The sequence below is a fragment of the Alkalihalobacillus sp. FSL W8-0930 genome (assembly GCA_037965595.1).
GTDB lineage: Bacteria > Bacillota > Bacilli > Bacillales > Bacillaceae_D > Alkalicoccobacillus.
In genome coordinates this window covers 366,890-383,399 of record CP150183.1, presented here as the reverse complement: position 1 = coordinate 383,399, position 16,510 = coordinate 366,890, and the positions used below count along the sequence as shown (strand labels likewise).

The window sequence follows — 16,510 nt, the reverse complement described above, 5'->3', positions numbered from 1 at the left end:
AAGGAGTTACTATGAGAAATAAAATGCTGCTCTTCTTTATGCTACCTAGTCTGCTTATCTATGGCGTATTCAGCTTCTGGCCGACGCTGAATACGTTTTTCTATTCATTTACAGACTGGGATGGCTTAACAAGCGAATATTCTTTTGTTGGGTTTGATCACTATACGCGTTTAATTGGTTCGGATTCGATCTTTCACACTGCCATTACGAATAATATTAAATTCATGCTCGTGGTTGTTATTTTTCAAACCTTGTTTTCGTTAATTCTATCTTTATTTCTAATTAAGAATAGCCCTGTGAATGTAGGACTTCGCGCGTTATTCTTTTTTCCAACGATTCTATCCAGTGTGTCTGTTGCATTTATTTGGGCCTATATGTACGACCCGTCTCTTGGTCTATTAAATCAATTGTTTGATTCGATTGGACTTGGTTCCCTCAAGCAAAACTGGATTGGTGATCAGAATATTGCGATTTACTCTATTTCAATCACTCAGGTCTGGTTCCATACGGGTCAGATGATCGTTTTATTTGTAGCGGGACTTCATGCCATTCCTAAAGATCTTTATGAGGTAGCTCGTATTGAGGGAGCGAGCCGTTGGCAATCATTTCGTTTTGTTACATGGCCAATGCTTGCCCCTGCCACGACGATCGTTATTGCATTTACAACTGTCCAGACGTTTAAAGCATTTGATCTGATTTATGCAATGACTCGTGGAGGTCCTAACTATTCAACGGAAATACTGGCCACGTTCATCTACACGAGGGCATTTAGAAGTTATGAGTTTGGATATGCCTCTGCTGCAGCCGTTCTTCTTATGGCAATCAGTGCCCTCATCGCATTTTTGCAATTCAGACTACTACGAACAGAGCGTTCATAAGGAGGCATTGGGATGAAAGGAATACGCAGAATCGTTCTAAGCATTGCAGTGCTGATCATACTCATTCCGTTAGCGGGTCTAGTACTCACAACCTTTAAGACCATGTCGGATATGTATGATGCCCCTTTAGGGTTACCCGAGAGCTGGGCGCTCACGAACTACATAACCATTATTCAAGAAAATGGTCTGCATTATTATTTTGCCAATAGTGTCATTGTTACGTCATTCTCTGTAGCTCTTACACTTCTGTTTGGTAGTCTCACGGCCTATGCACTTGTCCGACTAAAACCACTATGGTCACGTCTTGGCTTTAGTTTCTTTTTGCTCGGTATGTTTGTTCCGGCTCAGGTGAATATGATTCCGTTATACGACCTCATGTACAAAACAGGATTAACCAATTCATTATTCGGCCTCATCGTGGTGAACATCGCTTCCACGATGCCGATTGCTGTACTAATCTTAACCGGGTTCATGCGAACGGTTCAAAAAGAGCTATTTGAAGCGGCCTCCATTGATGGTGCCTCCCACTTTTTAACGTATGTACGGGTCGCACTTCCTTTGTCCAAGCCTTCACTTGCTGCAACAGGGACCTTCTTAATGGTTATGAGTTGGAATGACTTATTCTATCCGCTTTTGTTTGTAACCAGAAACGAATACAAAACCCTGCCACTCGCTCTGCTTGATTTCCAAGGTGAATATGCGACCAATTATCCGCTGTTATTCTCAGGGGTTGTTCTATCCTCCCTACCGATTGTTATCATGTACTTTATCTTTCAACGATACTTTATCGAAGGAATGGCTGCTGGTGGTGTAAAGGGATAATAAAAATAAAAAAATCCACCTCAAATGAAGTGGATTTTTTTATGGATAAGATTAGTATTGTGAAGATTGTCCGCCATCAATGGCAATAACTTGTCCATTCACGAATTCTGCTTCCCCTGAAAGTAAGAAAGCAACAACGCGAGCAACCTCTTCTGGTTTACCAAAACGTTTTTTCGGGTTCACACTTACGAAGTCAGCCATTGCTTGCTCCCAGTTGTCTCCACCGATTTGTTTAAATGATCCTTCTACCATTGCTGTTAGAATTACACCTGGTGCGATTGCATTAACACTAATTCCATATTGTCCGTAATCGATCGCAGCTGTTTTCGTTAAGCCTGCTACTGCGTGCTTACTTGCAACGTATGCTGCTTGGTTAAGAACCGCACGGATTCCTCCAACAGATGCTACGTTTAAGATCGAACCATACCCTTGTTCTTTCATAACCGGTAACACGTGCTTCATACCATAAAATACACCGTTTATATTAATGTCTGTTACTTTATTAAATACTTCACTATCATATTCAGCTACAGGTGCCTGTTTCCCTTCAATTCCTGCGTTATTGTAAAATGCATCGATTTTTCCAAAGGTTTTCACTGTACCATCTACGTAGTTCTTAACTGCCTCTTCATCTGCCACATCAGCTGTGATAAGAAGTACTTCAGTACCTGGTGTTTCTTCAAGAATCTGTGCTTTAGCTGCTTCAAGTGATTTTTGGTTTAAATCAACTAGTGATAACTTAGCGCCCTCTTTAGCTAGTAACAATGCTGCTGAAAGACCTAATCCAGATCCAGCTCCTGTGATGATAACCACTTTACCTTCGTAACGAGTACTCATTTTCGCTTCATCTTCTTTCTTTTTTTATTCATACTGATTATGACTTTATACCCAATTAAAATCAAGAATCATGCTTAGGCTTTATTTATATCGGACTATTTATTCAGATTCTTTACCTTTTTCATTATTTACTTCTACAAAGGATCCTTTATAACTCATTACATTTCCTAGCAGAGCATTACTTATCTTTACTTCAATGGTGAAAGCCTGCATCTGATCATCGAATCCTTCTAAGACCTCGACATTCCCTTTAAGAATAGATGGAATAGGGATTTCTACCTTTCCTAAAACCAACTTCTGAGATCCAGACACTATGCTCAAGTTACCTTCTGGCGTCACTGTAAACAGGAGATCTGAATAAAATAAGGAGGGCTCTCCCAAATAATCCCGCGCAATCTTTCTTGTTGGGTCGATTGTCATGAATGCATGAAAATGCCTCGTTACGTTTTGAAAATGAAACATGCGCTCCCACTTTACTTCTTCCATCCCATCAGGCCTTCTATACGCAACATTCTTAATTTCAAAAGGAATCTGTTTGCCACTCTCCGGAAAGAGAAATTTCCACTTTGTTAAGAGTAATAGAAATGGGTACATCCAACGTCTTCCACCCTGAATGTCAGTCATTGTTCCTTTTCCTTGAAACATTCCATCCCTTTGAAACGAATATCTTTCCTGAAGCTTTGGATGCAGCTTTTCAAACGAATCATCTAAAAACCTCTGATAAATGGACATTTACTTTTTCCTCCTGCGTCGACACGTTCTCGCGGTGGGAAGATCTTTAGATAGATAAAAGCCGACTACTGACAAGGTCATCAATGCCACATTAAATGTAACTGGATTAAACGGATCACCTAAGGATTGAGGGGCAACGATTATGGCTGATAGCAAGAGTAAAGGGAAAATGAACATATGGATGAAAAATAAATGCCTTTTATTCTTGTAAAATAGCCACATAGCAGCTAAGAATATCTCAAGAAATCCAACGATACTTACAGCGAAACCGGCTGAATTCCCGCTAATTCCTAATGCTTTCTCAATCATCATGACCTCATCTGGATGCTTAAGAAGTATCTTAGGAACAAGTCCATGGTAAAGCCAAATGAAGCTAAATAATAGAACCATACTCATACTTAAAAAGAAGCGTGTAAACTGCCATTTCGGTGATTCATGCTTCTCAATAGAGCGCTTTAACACATCAAAGCTTAATGCCGTAGCCCAACCAATTAACGGGCGGAAGCAGCATCGATCAAACACCCTACCTACAAAGCCATACCGTACATCGTAATCATATTGAGTAAGGAATGTAGTGGTGGAAGATTGCTGTTCATACTTCCAATATCCTCTTCCCTCGCGAATTAAAGAGATTTTCTGGTCCGTCCCAAAACGTAAGGATGAGGTTCTTGATCCGTTTCTTTTTAAGCTCTCCTACACTCTCTCCCCACCCAGCTATCCTTAGCCCAAGTCCAATCTTTGTCTCATACAAGAAGGACTGTGGCTCACCTTCTTTTTTTGGTAAGTAGGAAATCGAAGAAAACCGCAGATCCCATTGCTGATGACGCTCCGGCTCTTGAGTGGCCTGCCAAACTTCTTCTAGAGGAGCCTCGATTGGCAGTTCAACATAGATCGGTTTAGCCTTCATTTGGAGTGAACTCCTTTTTGGTTTCATTGTACGTGAATCGGATTGGTTATGAAAGGATACATCATTTCATTGCAAGTAACCGAATTTGCTGAATTCGGTCATCTTGATCATATACAAATTCCAGCCTCATCTTTCGTTCTCGGTCTACGTAGAAAATCCAACTCTCCATACAAGGCTCAAAATCATTTGCAAAATTGTTGCCATAGAGGTCTTTTGCTTTCTGTAAGTCATCACCGACCGCTACACCCCGGCTCGTTTCTTCTCCTTCTTTATACACCTCTAATCTACTTATTTCATGCTTCCCATCTATCGTTATCCATGCTTCATTAAATTCTAAAAGATACGTATCATCATCCACATGATCTCTTAGTTGGTATGTTCCAAGGTGTTCCACTCGTTCATCAGAATAAGTGTCAAACAATTGTAGTCCTAATGCTGTCTCACCCTCTAAGTCGGTTGTTTCTACAAAGTAATCATTCGTTGCGTAAACATACCAGCCAACAGGGACAAGAATGACCAATAGAGTTGGTAGGGCACAGAATAAAGCAATTACTTTGGAACGTCTCCAAAGGATGATTCCAAGTAGTAATGGAATTGTTATAATGAACAGAATCAAAGCTAGAAATCCAATCATTTAGTAAGCACTCCTTTGTCTACATAGTAAAACTAGGTATATAATTAAAAAAGGGGTCTAAATAGAATGTAAGACCCCCATACGTACAGCCAACTGACTCATTGGATAAAATGCAATGGTGGCAAAAATACATGCAAACAAAAATGATGGATTTAATAAAGGCGAAAACCACGCATTAAAGGTTCCGGAAAATAAAACCGACATCATTAAAAGATAATTCGGAAGTAAAGCGACGAACACATATTGACGGTTTTCACGATATCTTTTGAATCCAAAGGAGTACCCGTGCTTGAAATACATCAAGCCTTGTAACCAGCAATAAGCCAACAAGATAATCCATTTCCATTGCACTAACTGTTCCCAGAATACATTCGTTAGATCTGTGAAACCAGTTGTGTAAAAAAGCGTGAGCAATGCTCCTACTATGAAAAGAGAATAGTTAATTGAAACCATAGATTTTAAAAAATGTGTGCTTGAGGAAGCTTGATTATATGAATAAGCTACCTCTTTTGGGCTACCGAATTCTACTATTGCCATTTTCTCTGCATTAAGCGGCAATTCTCCTGCCAGCATAAGCTCATGCTGCTTCGCTTCCATAACTGTTTTGCACTCAAGAATAATGTCTTCACTATTTGGATGCTTATGAAGCTCCAAACGTAAGTCGTTAAGATAAGACTCGATGCTCATAATGGCTTCTCCAAAAACCGATTAACCATTTTCACAAAGGAATTCCATTCTTTTGTCTTTGAGGATAAAACAGACCTTCCCTCATCTGTAATCGCGTAATATTTGCGCGCAGGTCCCTTGTCTTGTTCCTTCCAGTAGGACTTAATACACGCCTTTTCTTCAAGCTTATGCAAGGCAGGATAGAGCGTCCCTTCCTTTACATCAAGCGTCTCTTCACTTTGTTTCTTCATTTCCTTCACAAGCTGATATCCATACATATCTTCATTTTCTAAAAGCTGAAGAACAAGCAAAGACGTACTTCCTTTTAGCAATTCACGATTAAACATGTAATCACCTACCTAGAATTAATGGGTATATTAAGTGTAAACAATTGGAAAGCACAAAGCAAGCAAAATAAAAAAACATCCGGCTTCACGCCAAGATGTTCATTTCTTTCTCGATGCAATCACAATCCCTACTACAATCGCTATGATAAAGACAAAGCCAAGTAAGCCACCAAGCAAAATCATCGTGTTTAACATAATAGACATGGCACCTCTCCTTAGTGAGCTGTTTGTTGACGAGTACGAATTTTGTTAGAGATGAAGTACGCCCCAATTGCAGCTGCTAATGAAAACCATAACGGAAGGCTCACCATTCCAAATTCAACAGTAGACGCTCCCCCTGATATCGTATGCGAAGGTGTGTCCATCCATGTCAAAGCCCATCCTGACACGATCTGAAAAACAATAAATAAAGTGCAGAAGCTCAGTACAAATACAATTAGTTTCTTCATAACGATCCCTCCTAAGCCCATTTACGAGATTGGATAAAAAAGGTTTCAAGAATTTATAATCGCATCCTATAACTCTGTCTGTCCTATTAGCTTTGATTGAATGATATACCGGTCAGGGGCGCTCCCTAAAAACTCAAATGGATAACAAGTTGTAAGTGTCAACGTGGCCTCGTCCTTATCGACAATTACCGTCCGATCATCTGCATCTGTAATCCAAATCTCTGCAATTTCGTATTCATACCGTTGTCCTTCGTATTCCAAGTACAGTACATCGCCCTCGTTAAGTGTTCCTAATTCAGAAAAGACCGTATCACGATGTCCACTTACTACCGTATGGCGTTTCTGATCGGGCGTCGTCGTCCATTGACTAACGTACATTCCAACTCCTTGTTTCAAAGTCGCATCATCTGCGCCCCAATACGTTTTATAAGACTTCTCAATTTTTGGGATGATCAGCCGTGACATTTCCGATCCCACATCAAATAACTCGATTTCATCACTCATGATGGGATCTGCCTGTAGCTCTTTTTCTGTTTCTATTACATCCTTCTCCTCAGAATCAGAAACTACCTTTTTTGCCTCTTCTATCTGCTTTAATTCTTCCTGACTGACTGGTTCTGCTGCCTGTGTTCCATTTATCCATTGGAAACCAAAGTATCCTGTCATCGTTAACCCAATAATGATTAATGCACTGTACACAATTCTCAAGCGCTTCACCTCTACCCTTATCAATCATTCTTGTGCAGGTACCTATATTTAGTATAGAGGCTTTTCCTACTTTTCTAAAGGATGAATTCCATTTATCTCTAAGTGCTTCATTTTGGGTTCAAATGATACAGGATAGTCCTCTTAAATGAATGATGTTGACTCTAGCATGAGTAACCCATACGCTTTGGGTAAAGTAAGCGCTTTATTAAAAAGGAGTTGATTGTTTGATCCGAGTAGCTGTGATCGGAACAGGTGCCATTAGCCCTGCTCATATTAAAGCCTATCAAGCGTTTCCTAACCTTTGTACCATTACTGCACTAAGTGACCTGGACCTACCTAAAGCACAAGAAAAGATAGAAGAGTACGGACTCATTGATGCCACTGTAAAAGATGTCGAAGCCATTTGTCTCGATCCTGAGATTAACCTTGTGTCGATATGTACTCCCCCCTCCACTCATGCCCCGCTCGCTGTCAGATTAATGGAATCTGGAAAACATGTATTAATTGAAAAACCAATGGCTTCCTCACTAGAAGAGTGTGATCAAATTCTGAGTGCATCAAAGAAATACAACCGAATCCTTTCTGTCATTGCTCAAAATCGTTTCCTCACACCCATGATGAAGGTCAAACAACTTTTAGAAGAAAAGAAAATTGGAAAAGTCCTTCACAGTCAAGTCGATTCCTATTGGTGGCGTGGTCATTGCTATTATGACCTTTGGTGGCGTGGAACGTGGGCAAACGAAGGCGGAGGCTGTACGTTAAACCATGCAGTGCATCATATCGACCTTTTGCAATGGATGAATGGAATGCCCAAGGAAGTGACGGCCATCATGAGTAACACGGCCCATGACAACGCAGAAATCGAGGACCTTTCCGTGGCTCTTCTTAAATATGATGATGGTTCAATTGCACAAGTAACAAGCTCAGTTGTTCACCATGGAGAAGAGCAGCAGCTTGTCTTCCAAGGCGAGAAAGCTCGCATCTCCGTGCCTTGGCGTATCCACGCCTCCACTTCCGCATCCAATGGTTTTCCGGTGAAAGATTTGAACACAGAACAAGAGATCTCCTCGTATTTTGACCAACTACCAGAGCTAGAACACACTGCACATGTTGGACAGATTCATAACATGCTTACCGCGATTAAAGAGGATGCTCCAGTATTAGTAGACGGCTATCAAGGAAGAAGCACACTCGAACTTATCACAGCCATCTATAAATCTGCCAGTGAGAAAAGGACTGTTACGCTTCCCATACAGCCTGGTGACACCTTTTATACAAAAGAAAGCATCTTAAAAAACACAACCTATTTCTATGAAAAAACAAACACGGTCGACCGTTTTGACACAGAAGAGATCACCACAGGGCGAGAGTTTGATTCGAGATGAATGGTAGGATTTGTGTGGTTGGGTTTGATATGATGGAATTAATTCCAATTAAAGGAGAACACACTATGCCCAGCCACGCTCAACAGACCGCCAAATCGTTTGTCGATCAAATCTTTCCATCCTGTCAATCGGCTATACTTGCTGGCAGTGCTTCTAGAGGAGAGGAAACACCTACGTCTGATTTAGATCTTGTTATATTTGATGAACAACTACCTCCATATAGAGAGAGCTTTACATATGAGGGAAAACGAGTGGAAGCCTTTATCCATAATCAACACTCTTATGTAGAAGATTTCAAGCGGGAAAAAGAAATTGGTCGACCCATTTTAGGGAACATGATAAAAGAAGGAATTTTACTCAAAGAACATGAGTCGTATAGTGCTATTTTGGATGCTGCAAATAGACATGTCTCGGACGGTCCTCTCCCTTTGAACACAGCCTATATCAATGCATCCAGATACTTTATAGGAGACTTAGTCGATGATTTTTGTGATGCGAAACATAAACAAGAATCCCTGATCACATTGAATCAATTGTCACTTGAGTTACCTGATTTTATCTTACGGTTAAATAATCAATGGTCAGGTAGAGGAAAAGGTTTATCAAGGGCCTTTTATGCGTACGATAAAGAGCTAGCTGATGCCTTTTTCGAGTCATTAGACGCATTTTATCGTGATGAAAATAAAGAGCCATTTATTCAATTTGCCAACGATATCTATAAACCACTTGGAGGATTTTTATTTGAAGGATTCTCAATGGGTAAAGATTCATAATATAAATAACATATTGACAACATTCGACTAAAAGTCGTATAGTCAATATATTAACTGAATAATGTAATTGTTTCTTATCCAGAGAGGTGGAGGGAATGGCCCTTTGAAACCTCGGCAACAGACTTAATTCAAGAACTGTGCCAATTCCTGTAGTTGCGATACTACAAAGATAAGAAGAGCAGTCGATTAATAGATACTCGAACCCCTCTTCTTATAACTGAAGAGGGGTTTTTTAGTAGAAAAAAATAGAGAGAATTGGGGAGAGAAAACCATGACAAACGCACCGTTCAAAGCAGACCACGTAGGAAGTCTATTACGCCCAGAAAGCATTCATCAAGCGAGAAAAGATTTCAAAGAAGGCACAATCACAGCACAGGAGCTTTACGACATCGAAACAACTGAAATCAAAAGAGCGGTTGATAAGCAAATAGAAGTGGGCCTTGAAGCTGTTACAGACGGAGAATTCAGACGCAGATTCTGGCACACCGATTTCCTAGAGCACTTAACAGGTGTAGAGGGCTACGTTCCAGAACACGGGTATAAGTTTAAAGGAGAAGAAACGGAAGCATACGATGTACGTGCAACAGGAAAAATTTCATTTAATCCAGACCATCCACACGTTAAAGAATTTATTGAGTTCAAGGAGATTGTTGGCGATCGTGCAGTAGCGAAGCAGACCATTCCGAGTCCCAATCAATTATTTAATGCAGGCATTCGCAATGTAGAGATCTATCCAAATCTAGATGATTTCACAAATGATGTCATCCAAACATACCGTGACGCGGTTCAGGCTTTTTACGATGCAGGCTGCCGTTACCTTCAATTAGATGATGTGTACATTGCCGGCTTAAACTCAGAGCACATTCCGTTTAATGACAGTGGTCTAAATCGCCAGGAGTTAATTGATCTAGCATTGCACGTCATTAACAGCGTCCTCGCAGATAAGCCAGAAGATCTAGTGATCACAACACATCTGTGCCGTGGAAACTATCGTTCAAACTGGGCATTCGAAGGCAGCTATGCGAAGATTGCTCCAACCTTATTTGCGAAAGAAAAAGTAGACGGATTCTTTTTAGAATACGACGATGATCGCTCTGGAGATTTTGAGCCATTAGAGCACATTCCAAACGGCGGACCACAAGTCGTACTTGGCTTATTCACATCAAAGCACGGTAAGCTAGAAGATAAAGAAACAATTAAAGCACGACTAGAAGAAGCCAAACAATACGTATCCGCTGATCAAATCTGCCTAAGCCCACAATGCGGCTTTGCCTCCACTCACCACGGAAACATTTTGACAGAAGAAGAACAGTGGGAAAAACTAAAATATGTTGTAGACCTTTCTAAAGAGCTTTTAGGCTAGGGATATATGGAAGACCCCTACCTTTTGCGAGGTTAGGGGTCTTCTTTTCTTGGAGGTGGTTTTGCCCATTCGAAAAACCACATGAAACCAATAAAAAAGAGCGAATAGAAAAATGTTTCGGAAAGTGTACCTTGAATATTTAGTGGCTCCCCCCTCCACATTTTCCATAGTAAACTATTAACAAAATATACTAGATAGGCTATCGGGAAAAACTTGATATAACGATTTTTGAGAAGTCTCATAAGTAGCCCCACCTCCTTTATATGGAAATTAGGATACATCGAATTTAACATACTGGAAATGATTTATAAACCTCTTAGTTCTTGGTTGAGCGAGGAAAGGTCTTGCTAAGCTGCGGATGGGTCTTGGTAATGGTTCGCGGGGGTCTTGCTATAGGTGCTTGGTAAGGGGCTTACTTTTCTTAGTATTGAGCCCTCGTTCTTGGTGGACCCCTCTCTGCTCTTAGTATAATGGATGAAGCTCTTGCTAACGGGTCCGCGTGGTCTTCTGTCAAGAAAGTGGACACTAAAAAGTAAGAGTGATTTCTCTCAAAGCCTACATTACTGGCTCTACCTCGACAGATGAGATCTTATCTAAAAGTCGGGGGATAACTTACTTTTGTCTAACTAATTGTTTTTTGCGAGTCATGATTAATCCTTTTGGCATAGGTTCTCTCAAATTGGTTCGGGGATTGATAGTTCAAAGTGGAATGCCTTCTCGTTTCATTGTATCGACTATAAATATAATGATGAATAGATTTCATCGCCTCGTTTCTTGTTTGAAATCGAAAGCGATAAATAAGTTCTCTTTTAATGGTTGCGTGAAACGATTCAATACACGCATTGTCATAAGGATCGCCTTTTCGGCTCATGCTTATGGTGGCTTTCGCTTGAGTCAGTACCTCAATGTACTCGTTCGAACAATATTGAAATCCTCGATCAGAGTGATGGATAAGCCCCTCCGGGGGGCGTCTAGTCGCTATCGCACGCTCAAGAGCGTGTAACACAAGGTCTTTTCCCATAGAGTTACTCATATTCAAGCCCACAATTTTTCGGGAAAACAGGTCCATAATGGATGCGACGTATAACCAGCCCTCTAAAGTCCGGACATACGTAATATCTGTTACCCATATGGCATTTGGGTACGCAGCTTCAAACACTCGCTTCAGCAGATTGGGATACACATGTAGAGTGTGCGTAGAATCCGTTGTGACGACATATCTAGCTTTAGGTTTTGCGCTGACCTTCATTTCTTGCATATATCGCGCCACCGTTTTCTGCGAAATCACATAGCCCCATTCGATTAAATCCTGATGGACACGAGGACTTCCGTACGTGGCCAAGCTCTCATGGAACGACTGACTAATCTTCTTTTTTAAGTTCGCTTTACGTTTTTCACTCTCTGTTTTCCCACCACGTAGCTTGGCTTTCCACTTGTAGAATCCACTGGTCGAGACTTGAAGGACTGAACACATCTTCACAATGGAATGTTCATCTTGATGAGCATCCATGAAATGAAATTTTATTTGGGCTTTTGCGTGAAGATGTGCATGGCCTTTTTTAAGATCTCGTTCTCCTCTCGAAGAGAGAGCATTTCCTTTTCATGATGCTTTTTTAACTTTTCCACTTCGGACGGCGTCAAATAATCACCTGAATTTGGCTTTTCTTGTTTCTTCTTATAATCTTGAACCCAGCGGTGGATGGAGGACACATGAACTTCCAATTCATACGCCATGTCGCTCGCCTTTTTACCTTCTTCGATGATTAACTTCGCCACATACTCACGATAATCAAGGGAATACTTTTTCGTCATCGGAACACGTCCTTTGTCAGATTAGATTTAGTGTACAAAGAATCAAATTAACGTGTCCACTTTTTAGACTAACCTCACGCGATCTTAATTAAACGTTTGTTTAACTTGGTTTAGAGCCTATAGTTCTTGGTAAAGCGACTTTCTAATCGAAAAAACGCCGGACCCTTTTGGATCCTACGTTTCTTTGTTGATTCATGCTCTCTCTTTGTTGATTCCAGCTTCTCTTCGTTGATTCCGCAGCCTCTTCGTTGATTCCGCAGCCTCTCCGTCGATTCCAGATCTCTCTTCGTCGATTCCGCGCTCTCTTCGTTGATTCCGCATCCTCTCCGTTGATTCCGCGGCCTCTCCATAGATTCATGCTCTCTCTCCATCGATCCCACCGACCCACACACACATCATTCCTTCACCTTCAACAGTCTCAACCCATTCGCTGTTACTAGAAGAGTCGCCCCAACATCGGCAAGGATGGCAATCCAAAGTGTGAGCCAGCCTGGCACAACGAGCATGAGCGCAAGCAATTTAATTCCGAGCGAGAAGGTAATATTCTGTTTGATGATAGCGAGTGCGCGGCGGCTAAGCTTAACGGTGTAAGGTAATTTTTTTAAGTCGTCGCCCATCAGCGCAATGTCTGCTGTTTCAAGTGCTGTATCGGTTCCAGCTCCGCCCATCGCAATCCCAACTGTTGATGCGGCAAGGGCCGGGGCATCGTTGACTCCATCGCCGATCATCGCTACTTTTCCAAACTCCGCTTGAAGTTCTTTCACTTGAGTGAGTTTATCTTCAGGCATCAGTTCAGCACGTACGTGAGTGATTCCGATATCGTTTGCAATGGCATGTGCGGTCCCTTTATTATCACCTGTCAGCATAATCGTTCTGCGGATTCCATTTTCATGAAGCGCAGAGATGACGCTACGACTGGACTCTCGGACTTCATCTGCTACGGCAATGAGTGCGAGAATCTCATCATTTGTTCCCACGACCATCACTGTTTTTCCTTGCTCTTGTAATGGTTGAATCCGTTCCATATACTCAGCAACTCGGTCCTCAAATAAAGCGGGACTTCCTACATAATAAGTGACTCCGCCAACAATTCCTTTTAAGCCTTTACCCGTAATTGATGTAAAATCTGTCACATCCAGATCTCGATCAAAAACCTGCTCCTCCTCTGCTTTTCGAACAATGGCCGATGCAAGGGGATGCTGTGAGTTTGATTCAAGCGCCGAAACAATCGCAAGGAGATCACTCGAGTCCACATCACTTAATTCAACAAAATTTGTGACAACAGGTACACCTTTTGTTAATGTGCCAGTTTTATCAAAGGCTATCGCTTTAAGCGCACCGATTTCTTCTAGGTAAACGCCACCTTTGATCAAAACGCCGTGTTTCGCTGCGTTTCCAATTGCCGTTACAATCGCAACGGGTGTCGAGATCACAAGTGCACATGGGCATCCAACAACCAGTACGGCTAGACCTTGGTAAATCCACGTCTGCCAATCTCCTCCCATAAGAAGTGGAGGCAGAACTGCCACAAGTACGGCCACCAGAATAATGGCCGGTGTGTAGTATTTCGCAAAGGTATCAACAAAGGCTTGTGATGGTGCCCGTTCTGCCTGCGCGTCTTCCACGAGCTGAATGACTTTTGAAAGGGTTGTGTCTTTTACATGTTTGGTTACACGAACCTCAAGCAATCCCTCTTCGTTTAACGTTCCTGCAAACACTTCATCCTCTATATGCTTTTCAACAGGTATGGACTCTCCTGTAATCGCTGATTGGTTCATAGATGAATGACCTGAGACTACAATACCGTCCATGGCGAGTTTTTGCCCAGGCTTAACAATCATCACGTCGCCAATCTGTATGTCTTCTACGTTAACCGTCATCTCATGGCCATTTCGTTTGATCAATGCTTCTTTTGGAGCAATATCCATGAGTGAGCGAATGGATTGTCTGGCTCGATCCATCGAAAAACGTTCAAGTGCTTCACTAATCGCAAACAGAATGACAACAATGGCTCCTTCTGTCCATTCACCAATGATCGCTGCACCTATAACGGCGATGGTCATCAATGTTCGCATATCAAACTGAAGGCGCGTTAAGTTGAGTAACCCTTGCTTAAACAGCGTATATCCTCCGATCACCATCGAAGTGGCAAATGCAAGGACTGTCACCAGATTGTCTTCTCCATTTACTCCATAAGATAAAAAACCAAACAACAGAAACAAAAGTGAACCAATTACAGTCATATGCTTTTGGATAAAGGAGGAAAATTCTTGTTCTTCGTTCGACCCAGGTGCTGTCCGTTCATGCTCAGGTCGCACCTTCAGCTTTTCAAAAGCACCAGCCTGTTCCAGCTCTGCCACATTGGTTGAACCGTAAACGGTAATCTTTGAGGCACCAAAATTAACCTTTGCATCCGACACTCCATCAAGCTTTTTCACGTTTTTCTCAAAGGTCCCAGCGCAGCCTGCACACGAGAATCCTTCAACCCGGTACACATTTGATTCTGTATGCTCACTCATCGTTACACCTCCTGACTATGTTGGACAGCCATCATCACCAGCTGGCGGACATGCTCATCATCCAACGAGTAATAGACCATTTTTCCTTCCTTTCGACTTTTTGCAATACGTAAGTTGCGTAAATGCCTTAAATGATGCGAGGTGGATGCCGTGGTCATCCCAATTATATTGGCCACATCACATACACAAAGCTCTTCTTCCTGTAGCAACGCATAGGCAATCTTAAGACGTGTAACATCGGATAATGCTTTAAATACATCAGCTACGGGTACAAAATCAACGCTTTGCACTAAGCCTGTTACTCGTTGAACCTTTTCCTCTTCAAAAGAAACAACTTCACATGTATCTTGCGTTTCTTTAACGGATGTCATTGCTTACACCTCATTCAAATGTTTATTTGATTATTATATTATTCTTAACTCAAGAAAATGTCAATCAAATAAACAAATGATCATTTGAATGTTTCGCAAAAAAAGAGCCTTCACTTTTTTGTGAAAGCTCTTTACGAATTATTTGTTACTTGGAAAAAGAGTATACGACCATGAATACAAAAAGTCAGCGACAAATACGATGCCCCAGATCGTCCCAACTGCAAACATTGCTTCATTCTGGTACGGAGAATTCTCATAATGACCGTCCTCAATCCACGACAAGTCTGAAGCATAACCAATCATTTCATCTAACCCACTGGTCCCCAATGACCATAGCAAGAACTGCCCTGCAAAAAAGACAATGAGGTGGATGGTAGAGGATATTCGATATTTCTTCGCTTTGTATTTCGGGTCTTTTGACCGTTCAATTCTTTTGTAATCCTTATCTGTCAATAACTCGACTCCACGAAGCTTGCCAATCTTGGTTCTCATCCAGCGATCCAATCGGATAAAGTCAAAAATACCAAAGGTACAGGCATAGAGAACAAACAACGTGATGATAATGAGAAAAGTTGAGATCTCCCCTGTCTGTTGGTAGACGTAGAGTCCAAGCAGGGCTTCAAGTACAAGAAGAAGGAGAAATAACCCTATAAATAAATAACTGGTTCTTCCCTGTATAAACCAATACCGAGTGACCCCAAACAAAAGCAAGGCAACAACAGATAACACTTCAGCAGCAATAAACAGTTCCCAGTTGTATTGTAATAGAAAGTTCATCGTCCCCTGCTCTCCTTATCATTTTTTCATACGGTTCATCACTTGATTTAACCAATTAAGGTCCGCTTCTAAATGAAGCAAAGCTCCCGTTACTAATAAATATTTGCGCTCCTCTCCAGAAAAAAGGAGCTCCGTCTTCTGTTTTGTTAGCTCCATTACTTCTTTAACAATGAGCGTTTTTTGTTGAGTAAGCATTTGATCCTCTTGAGAAAAATCGATCTTTCTCGCACAGCTCCATTTAAAGAAGAAGTCATCCTTTGTGGATTGATACGTAACTGGTTCTAATAGCCAATGTTTAAGCTCTTGCTCCCCTTTACCTTCAATCGTAAAAAGCTTCCTTTCTTGATCATCGATTTCCGGCGATGAAACCAGCTCATCTCTCATTAATCGATCCAATGTCGTGTAAATCTGCCCTGGGTTTATCTTCCCTTTTAACCCAAGTAGTGAGTCTACTTCTATTTTAAGCTCATAACCGTGATGTTTTTTTAAACTAAGTAATGTTAGGATTCCAAATTTTACTGACATAGTTG

The 16,510-nt window shown here is 41.4% G+C and carries 21 protein-coding genes and 1 riboswitch; of the genes, 5 read left to right on the top strand and 16 right to left on the bottom strand.

The features are described 5' to 3' along the window. Positions 1-11: 11 nt before the first annotated feature. A complete protein-coding gene (locus NSQ54_02150; GenBank protein WYP26938.1) occupies positions 12-878 on the top strand; it encodes a sugar ABC transporter permease in 867 nt (288 codons plus the stop codon). Between the two features lie 12 nt (positions 879-890). Continuing rightward, entirely contained in the window at positions 891-1,700 is an 810-nt protein-coding gene (locus tag NSQ54_02145) for a carbohydrate ABC transporter permease (GenBank protein WYP26937.1), read from the top strand. A 51-nt stretch (positions 1,701-1,751) separates the two neighbouring features. Here NSQ54_02145 and NSQ54_02140 read toward each other — a convergent pair whose 3' ends face one another. From NSQ54_02140 to NSQ54_02100, 9 genes are all read right to left on the bottom strand, one after another. Beyond that, on the bottom strand, positions 1,752-2,537 hold the full coding sequence (locus NSQ54_02140; GenBank protein ID WYP26936.1) for a glucose 1-dehydrogenase: 786 nt from the start codon (positions 2,535-2,537) through the stop codon (positions 1,752-1,754). Positions 2,538-2,636: 99 nt separating this feature from the next. Beyond that, on the bottom strand, positions 2,637-3,269 hold the full coding sequence (locus NSQ54_02135; GenBank protein ID WYP26935.1) for a DUF4166 domain-containing protein: 633 nt from the start codon (positions 3,267-3,269) through the stop codon (positions 2,637-2,639). Continuing rightward, a complete protein-coding gene (locus tag NSQ54_02130; GenBank protein WYP26934.1) occupies positions 3,270-3,791 on the bottom strand; it encodes a DoxX-like family protein in 522 nt (173 codons plus the stop codon). It lies immediately after the preceding gene. 70 nt (positions 3,792-3,861) lie between these two features. Next, positions 3,862-4,176, bottom strand: a complete 315-nt coding sequence (locus NSQ54_02125) for a hypothetical protein (GenBank protein WYP26933.1) — start codon at positions 4,174-4,176, stop codon at positions 3,862-3,864. Between the two features lie 61 nt (positions 4,177-4,237). Then, positions 4,238-4,810 (bottom strand): hypothetical protein, encoded by a 573-nt coding sequence (locus tag NSQ54_02120; GenBank protein ID WYP26932.1) that lies wholly within the window; start codon positions 4,808-4,810, stop codon positions 4,238-4,240. Positions 4,811-4,867: 57 nt separating this feature from the next. Then, positions 4,868-5,497 (bottom strand): hypothetical protein, encoded by a 630-nt coding sequence (locus tag NSQ54_02115; GenBank protein ID WYP26931.1) that lies wholly within the window; start codon positions 5,495-5,497, stop codon positions 4,868-4,870. After that, positions 5,494-5,823, bottom strand: coding sequence for a PadR family transcriptional regulator (locus tag NSQ54_02110; GenBank protein ID WYP26930.1), 330 nt, complete (start codon positions 5,821-5,823; stop codon positions 5,494-5,496). Before NSQ54_02110 ends, NSQ54_02115 begins: the two co-directional genes overlap by 4 nt. Before the next feature lie 215 nt (positions 5,824-6,038). Further along, entirely contained in the window at positions 6,039-6,272 is a 234-nt protein-coding gene (locus NSQ54_02105; GenBank protein ID WYP26929.1) for a hypothetical protein, read from the bottom strand. Between the two features lie 66 nt (positions 6,273-6,338). Further along, positions 6,339-6,971 (bottom strand): class D sortase, encoded by a 633-nt coding sequence (locus NSQ54_02100; GenBank protein ID WYP28480.1) that lies wholly within the window; start codon positions 6,969-6,971, stop codon positions 6,339-6,341. 233 nt (positions 6,972-7,204) lie between these two features. On the opposite strand from NSQ54_02100, the gene NSQ54_02095 reads away from it, so the two are divergent. From NSQ54_02095 to NSQ54_02085, 3 genes are all read left to right on the top strand, one after another. Then, positions 7,205-8,365 carry a Gfo/Idh/MocA family oxidoreductase gene (locus NSQ54_02095; GenBank protein ID WYP26928.1) on the top strand — a complete coding sequence of 387 codons (1,161 nt, stop codon included), beginning with the start codon at positions 7,205-7,207 and terminating at the stop codon, positions 8,363-8,365. Continuing rightward, on the top strand, positions 8,362-9,138 hold the full coding sequence (locus NSQ54_02090; GenBank protein WYP26927.1) for a nucleotidyltransferase domain-containing protein: 777 nt from the start codon (positions 8,362-8,364) through the stop codon (positions 9,136-9,138). Before NSQ54_02095 ends, NSQ54_02090 begins: the two co-directional genes overlap by 4 nt. Before the next feature lie 71 nt (positions 9,139-9,209). Further along, positions 9,210-9,314: riboswitch (SAM riboswitch) on the top strand. Between the two features lie 95 nt (positions 9,315-9,409). Then, positions 9,410-10,501, top strand: coding sequence for a 5-methyltetrahydropteroyltriglutamate--homocysteine S-methyltransferase (locus NSQ54_02085; GenBank protein ID WYP26926.1), 1,092 nt, complete (start codon positions 9,410-9,412; stop codon positions 10,499-10,501). Positions 10,502-11,123: 622 nt separating this feature from the next. Here NSQ54_02085 and NSQ54_02080 read toward each other — a convergent pair. The 7 genes from NSQ54_02080 to NSQ54_02050 form a co-directional block, all read right to left on the bottom strand. Further along, positions 11,124-12,011: an IS3 family transposase gene (locus tag NSQ54_02080; GenBank protein ID WYP26925.1), complete on the bottom strand. Its 888-nt coding sequence runs from the start codon at positions 12,009-12,011 to the stop codon at positions 11,124-11,126. Positions 12,012-12,022: 11 nt separating this feature from the next. Beyond that, entirely contained in the window at positions 12,023-12,313 is a 291-nt protein-coding gene (locus NSQ54_02075) for a transposase (protein ID WYP26924.1), read from the bottom strand. A 192-nt stretch (positions 12,314-12,505) separates the two neighbouring features. Next, complete coding sequence (locus NSQ54_02070) at positions 12,506-12,634, bottom strand: hypothetical protein (GenBank protein WYP26923.1); 129 nt, start codon at positions 12,632-12,634, stop codon at positions 12,506-12,508. Between the two features lie 74 nt (positions 12,635-12,708). Next, on the bottom strand, positions 12,709-14,832 hold the full coding sequence (locus NSQ54_02065) for a heavy metal translocating P-type ATPase (GenBank protein ID WYP26922.1): 2,124 nt from the start codon (positions 14,830-14,832) through the stop codon (positions 12,709-12,711). A 2-nt stretch (positions 14,833-14,834) separates the two neighbouring features. Then, the gene (locus tag NSQ54_02060) at positions 14,835-15,203 is read right to left on the bottom strand and encodes a metalloregulator ArsR/SmtB family transcription factor (GenBank protein WYP26921.1); all 369 of its coding nucleotides are present in this window, start codon (positions 15,201-15,203) and stop codon (positions 14,835-14,837) included. A 138-nt stretch (positions 15,204-15,341) separates the two neighbouring features. Beyond that, complete coding sequence (locus NSQ54_02055) at positions 15,342-15,980, bottom strand: hypothetical protein (GenBank protein WYP26920.1); 639 nt, start codon at positions 15,978-15,980, stop codon at positions 15,342-15,344. 18 nt (positions 15,981-15,998) lie between these two features. Beyond that, positions 15,999-16,505: a PadR family transcriptional regulator gene (locus NSQ54_02050; GenBank protein WYP26919.1), complete on the bottom strand. Its 507-nt coding sequence runs from the start codon at positions 16,503-16,505 to the stop codon at positions 15,999-16,001. Between the last annotated feature and the right edge of the window lie 5 nt (positions 16,506-16,510).